We start from the raw sequence: 6,367 nt of genomic DNA, 5'->3' as shown, positions 1-6,367 counted from the left end.
AAAAGTCCTTTCGATCAAATTTTCGGACGGGCAAGATGCCCATCCCACAAGAGAAAAAACTTTTTGTGGGACGGGCAAGATGCCCGTCCCAGCTATTTTTGCAAGAGGTCTATTGACAAATCTCAGGTTTTGTGTAGCGGGCTATAATGGGTTTCAAATTTTAAATGGCGAAGGGCGATCGTTTTGCGATCGAACTTGGGCAATCTAGAGATAGGTGCTTTGCGAGTACCGGAAAAACAGCGAGGCCAAGAGTTAGCAATGGAAAGTACACAGAAAAAATCTAGCCCTCGTCCAGTTAATAAGGGCGATCGAACTAAGCAGATTTTTGCCTTAGTATCAATGGTTTCGTTTGGTGGTTCTGCGATTTTTGGTATTTTCAGTCTGTTCAGCAGCGGTTTGAGCAGTCAGCACCAACAAAAACCGACGCCTGTGGCTGTTTCTCAGGAGTCTTTGCTGGCGGCGCAGGAACGGGGGTATGAGACGGTTTTGCAGCGGGAACCGCAGAATCAGACGGCTCTGGAGGGCTTGGCAAATGTGCGGTTGCAGATGAATAATGGGAAAGGGGCGATCGAGCCTTTGGAGAAGTTGGTGAAGCTAAATCCTAACAGAGCTGATTATAAGGCGCTGTTGGGGCAGGCGCGACAGCAAAGGGAAGGAAAAAAATAGAGCTAATAGTTAAAATTTAAGGTGCCAAAGGAGGTTAATAGATGACCCAAAAATTAACTGAATCTAACATCTCAGAGTGTCAAGCAAAGTTCAACCTCAGCTATCACGTTCCCTTTGCTCATTTGTGTCAACAAATGATTGGATTTGAAGGTAAGGATGTTCTCGAAGTAGGAGGAAGCTTACCTAAAGAGTTTGTACTAGATTATCTAAATGTTAAATCGTGGTCTGCCCTAGAAGCCCCAGATTTTGAAGTTTACCTAGATAGGGGTGCCAGCGAGCGTGAAGGCTCTAAGCTTGGCAAAGTAGACTATTCTGCTTTTGGTTTTACCGAGAGAGAGTTGAGCAATTATAACTTTTTTGCTGGCTACATCGAAGAATTACCTCCCGCGTACTACCAAAAATACGATTTAATTTTCTCAATCGCTGCTTTTGAACACATCCATAAATTTCCTTTAGCGTTAGAAAAAATGTTTTTGGCTCTGAAGCCCGGAGGGCAGCTATTTTCTATATTTACACCCGTTTGGTCAGCTCATGACGGCCATTACTTACCTCCCATAACTGAACCTAACCAGGGAAAAACTTTCAACTTTCAGAATTCTCCGATTCCGCCGTGGGGACATTTACTGATGAGACCCCCAGAACTAGGCCGTTACTTGTATCAGCATACCGATAAGGAAACAGCAGATGCTATCACACATTATGTGTACAACTCTCCCCACATTAATCGGTTTTTTACGGAAGATTATGTGGAATTTATCAACCAAAGTTCATTCATAGTAAAGCGCCTAGAAGCTATTGGTTTAATCCCAATAGAAAAAAATACTCAAGAAACTTTAGAAAAACTTTATCCGGGCCGAACTCAGTTTGCTAACAACGGTATTCTTGCAGTGCTGGAGAAACCAGAAAATAAGAAGAAAGAAAATATTTCAGAAAAATCAATAACAAGCCTCAGTGAGCAACATAAGGCTCAATTAAAAAATGACCATAACCCTTCTATCGCTCAAACCAAAAATCAGGTTTATAATCACAAGCCTGTTCAAGTCAGCAGTGAGTTGTCCGGGTCGCCAATCGAAAGTCTTTCGGTTTGCATGATTGTTCAAAACGCTGAGAAAACTTTGGATCTTGCCCTCGAATCTCTTAATGGTGTTTATGACGAGCTAATAGTGGTTGACGGTGGCAGTACCGACTCCACCTGCGAAATTGCCTTGCGTTATGGAGCCAAAGTTATACACTCCGCGTGGACAGGCAATTTTTCGGACCAGCGGAATGTGTCTTTGAAAGAAGTTAAGAGTGATTGGGTTTTTATTCTCGATGCAGATGAATTTATTGACCTGAAAACTCTAGAATTTTTACGTTATCTAAAAGCTAATGGTACTCAACTAGATACCGATCACTTTTGGATTACTCGTAAATGGATTAGTCCCTTTAGCAAAAATCATTATGTATCAAGCGCTCCTCATTATCCGGACTGGCAGCACCGGATATTTAGATATAACCAATCTCTAGCTTATAGCCGTCCAATTCACGAGGGCATTCACGGACTCACGAAACCGGGCGAAACATTGTTAGACTTGTGCGTTTATCATTTAGACTTATTAATTAAAAGTGAATCGCAGAGACAAGAAAAGGTTCGCATCTATAGCTCAGTAAATGAGAAAGATGGAATGCCCCATTTTTATGTGCCAGATATTAGACAGCTAACTATAGAACGATGGAATCATCAATATCTACTTCCTAAAGTTAAGAATTTACTAGATCGTATGCCGCTGAAATGTAAAGTTTGCGAATCAGATTCCCATCATTTTGCCCCTGGTAAAGTTATGGGTAAATATGATGTTGATTATTTTCAATGTTCAAACTGCGGATTTGTTCAAACCGAAGAACCATACTGGCTAGACGAAGCTTATTCTCAACCAATAGCAAGCAGTGATGTTGGCTTAGCGTTCAGAAATTTGTCATTTTCACAAATAACCCAAAATTTATTATTTAACTTTTTTAATCATCAAGCAATATTTCTCGACTACGGCGGTGGCTACGGTCTATTTGTCAGGCTGATGAGAGATGCGGGATTTGACTTTTACTGGCTAGACAAGTTTTGTCAAAATATATTTGCTCAAGGATTTGAGATTGATGCAGCCACAAATAACCAATTTGAATTAGTGACGGCATTTGAAGTATTTGAGCATCTGGTTCACCCCATAGATGAGCTGGAAGAATTGTTAAAGGTTTCCCGAAATATTTTACTGAGTACAGAATTGCTGCCAGAAAGCCATCCTAAACCTGATGAGTGGTGGTACTATGTGCTTCACGAAGGTCAGCACGTTTCTCTTTATACAGCTAAATCTCTTTCAATCCTTGCTGCCAAGTTTAATCTCAACTTCTACTCAAATGGTTCGTCTCTTCATTTACTAACAGAAAAACAATTGCCGGAAGATTTATTTGATCAATTGGCAAAAGGAGAATTAGCAGCGGTTAATAAAGCCTCGCTTTTACAGAATGACTTCTTAAAAGCTGTTAGCAAAATTACTCATATTCAACAAGAAGCAAAGATACAGCCTTCGGAAATAGAAGAGGACGGCGACTCGCAAAGCGGGTTAACAATACTGGTTGACGGTGTATTCTTTCAAATGTACAGAACAGGAATTGCCCGCGTTTGGAGGTCGCTGCTAGAAGAATGGGCGGAAAATGGTTTTGCCAAGCATATAATTGTATTGGATCGGGTGGGAACATCGCCAAAGATTGGGGGAATTAGGTATTGCACCGTGCCTGCTTATGACTACAGTAAAACTGATGCTGACCGGGAAATGTTACAGCAAGTATGTGATGAAACTGGTGCAGACTTATTTATATCCACTTACTACACAACACCTTTATCCACTCCCTCTGTATTCATGGCCTATGACATGATTCCCGAAGTGCTGGGAGCAAATTTGAATGAATCAATGTGGAAGGAGAAACATCATGCTATCCGCCATGCTTTAGCTTATATTGCTATTTCTGAAAAGACAGCCCGCGACTTAATAAAGGTTTTTCCAGAAATTGCTCATAAGTCTGTAACTGTAGCTCATTGTGGAGTTCAAAGTCTTTTTTCACCGGCTAGTCCAGAAGATATTAAGGGTTTTAAAAATAAGTATGGAATCTCAAAACCCTACTTTATTTCAGTAGGTGGGGCTGCGGATTATAAAAATAGTATCTTGTTCTTCAAAGCTTTTGCTCAACTTGCCAGCAAACAAGGCTTTGAAATAGTATGTACGGGGAGTGGAGTTGTATTAGAAGGAGAATTGAGAAATTACACTTTAGGTACTGTAGTTCATAAGCTTCAGCTCAATGACGAGGAGTTGAGATTAGCTTATGCGGGTGCGGTTGCATTGGTTTATCCATCCAAGTATGAAGGATTTGGTTTACCTGTGCTAGAAGCTATTTCCTGCGGTTGTCCCGTTATCACTTGTCCTAATGCCTCAATTCCTGAAGTGGCCGGAGAAGCAGCTTTATATGTGAATGATGAGGATGTTGAGGGGTTAACAGATGCACTTTGTGAGGTACAAAAGCCGAAGGTTCGCAACTCATTAATTGCGGCTGGGTTGGAACAAGCTAAAAAGTTCTCTTGGTCAAAAATGGCGAAAACGGTTAGTTCAGTGCTGATTGACGAAACTCTAGTGCGTTTAAACTTGAAAGAGATTAATCTCATTGTTTTTCCCGATTGGACGCAGCCAGAAGAGTCTCTTGGTTTAGAATTGGAACGAGTAGTGAGAGCGATCGCAACTCACACAGACAAAAGTAAGATCACCCTCTTAGTAGACAGCAGTAACATTTCTGAGGAAGATGCTAATCTCGCTTTGTCTAGCGTGGCGATGAATCTTTTAATGGAAGAAGATTTAGATGTTTCTGATGGGCCAGAAATTTCACTGATTGGAGAGTTGAGCAAAAATCAGTGGTCAGCTTTGATACCTCGACTTTACGGTCGAATTGTATTGGAGAATGAGAGTAGAGAGGCGATCGCAGCCCTGGAATATGAAGAAATCCCATCTTATCTACTGGACAGTTTTACGAATATCTAATCTTGACAGAAAGGCTCATCAATTATTGTATAGCTGCGATTACTATGAACAGTGATATGTCCAACTCCCAACCACCTCTCAAACTAAGTTTGGACAAGCCTATATTTTTCTATTGCAGTGAAGGAGTCTATTCACCTCCAAGTATATGTTTAGCGGAAGGCCTGAAAGAACTGGGAATACCTTTTTATTCAAACATCAATCATTGGAAGATTGACCCCGATACAGAAGAATATTTATTTTGTTATGACCCAAATGTGGCTCATCAAGATTGCTCGATAGTGATTTTGGACTTCAGGTGGATGAGAAACGCTACATCTTTTCCTGAAAATTTATTTTCCTCCGAGGGGAAATATGTCACGGTCTGTCTAGATGACATGGATGGTTTTACAGTCTGGAATCCACAGTTAGAAAACTTCGATTTTAGATTTAGAACTCACTGCAACAGTAAATCCATATATCCTTCAAACTGTTTAAATTGGGTTTTTGGGCTTTCTAACAGGATACTTCGAGAAACTAGCAAAATAGAAAAAAATCAGGACAAAAAAAGACGCTTACTTGTTAACTTTCGCAACGATCACGTGCAATTGCACTACACTAAAACTGTACTGAAAGTTCGCCAGGGTTATTTATGGGTTGACAGTGGGGTGATGATAGTAGATAAGCCTCTAAGGCAGATTGTTCGCGAACAATTCTTGCCGTTGATTCAAGATATTTTACCGCCAGATGATACGGCTGAGGATTTTGAGAAATCTCCCTCAGATAGTTACCACTACTTGCAGTGGCAGCAAACAGGTCAACGCCACTATCCGAGTTACTACCAACGTTTGAAGGAATCTGTGGCTTGTGCGTGCTTTGGGGGTGCTGTTACCTCCAGCTATTTCACAGGAGAACCCATCGTAGAATGGTGGGATAGTTGGCGTTTTTGGGAGTCATTGGCGGCTGGGTGCGTAACATTTCATGTAGATTTTGATAAGTATGGAGTTAAACTGCCAGTAATGCCAGAAAACTGGCGGCACTATGTAGGAATTGATTTAGACAATATGCAGGATACTGTCGATCGCATCGCTGATGACCCAGGAATTTTAGAAAAAATCTCTGCTGAAGGTCGGCAGTGGGCTATTGAAAATTACTCTCCTGTTCCTACAGCTTTGCGTTTTTTGGAAATGCTCGGTTGTTACACTCCACAAAAGCAGGAAGGAAAGGAAAATGAAGGTGAAGGAGCAATCTTTTCAGTGGCAATTAAGTTAACAGAGGTTAACTTAATTATTTTTCCAGATTGGACGAAACCGGAAGAGTCTCTTGGTTTAGAATTGGAACGAGTGGTGAGGGCGATCGCAACTCACCCAGACAAAAGAAAGATCACCCTCTTAGTAGACAGCAGCAATTTTTCTGACGAAGATGCTAATCTCGCTTTATCAAGCGTGGCGATGAATCTTTTAATGGAAGAAGATTTAGATGTTTCTGATGGGCCAGAAATTTCATTGATTGGACAGTTGAGCGAAATTCAGTGGTCAGTTCTAATGCCGCGCCTGCATGGGAGAATTGTATTGGAGAATGAAAATAAAGAAGCGATCGTGCAGGCAAAAGCGCAAAACATTCCTAAATTTGAGCCAGACAGTTTTATACAGGAGAGTCATTGATAA

At 41.1% G+C, this 6,367-nt stretch carries 4 protein-coding genes; all 4 read left to right on the top strand.

Features of this window, described 5'->3' with window-relative positions; genetic code table 11:
- Positions 1-208: hypothetical protein (locus tag QUB30_RS18130; protein WP_333335952.1), on the top strand; the 208-nt coding region annotated here is incomplete at its 5' end.
- A complete protein-coding gene (locus tag QUB30_RS18125; RefSeq protein ID WP_333335949.1) occupies positions 184-666 on the top strand; it encodes a tetratricopeptide repeat protein in 483 nt (160 codons plus the stop codon). The genes QUB30_RS18130 and QUB30_RS18125, both read left to right, overlap by 25 nt.
- Before the next feature lie 134 nt (positions 667-800).
- On the top strand, positions 801-4,724 hold the full coding sequence (locus QUB30_RS18120; protein ID WP_333335946.1) for a methyltransferase domain-containing protein: 3,924 nt from the start codon (positions 801-803) through the stop codon (positions 4,722-4,724).
- A 56-nt stretch (positions 4,725-4,780) separates the two neighbouring features.
- Complete coding sequence (locus QUB30_RS18115) at positions 4,781-6,364, top strand: hypothetical protein (RefSeq protein ID WP_333335943.1); 1,584 nt, start codon at positions 4,781-4,783, stop codon at positions 6,362-6,364.
- The last annotated feature ends 3 nt before the right edge of the window (positions 6,365-6,367 follow it).

This window comes from Microcoleus sp. BROC3, from assembly GCF_036702515.1.
Classification (GTDB): Bacteria; Cyanobacteriota; Cyanobacteriia; order Cyanobacteriales; family Microcoleaceae; genus Microcoleus.
The sequence above is the reverse complement of the archived record's forward strand: the minus strand, read 5'-3'. Positions and strand labels throughout refer to the sequence as shown.

Excerpts from the sequence above, each read along its gene's own strand:
- QUB30_RS18115 (WP_333335943.1), top strand. The coding sequence starts at position 4,781 with ATGTCCAACTCCCAACCACCTCTCAAACTAAGTTTGGACAAGCCTATA.
- QUB30_RS18120 (WP_333335946.1), top strand. The coding sequence starts at position 801 with ATGATTGGATTTGAAGGTAAGGATGTTCTCGAAGTAGGAGGAAGCTTA.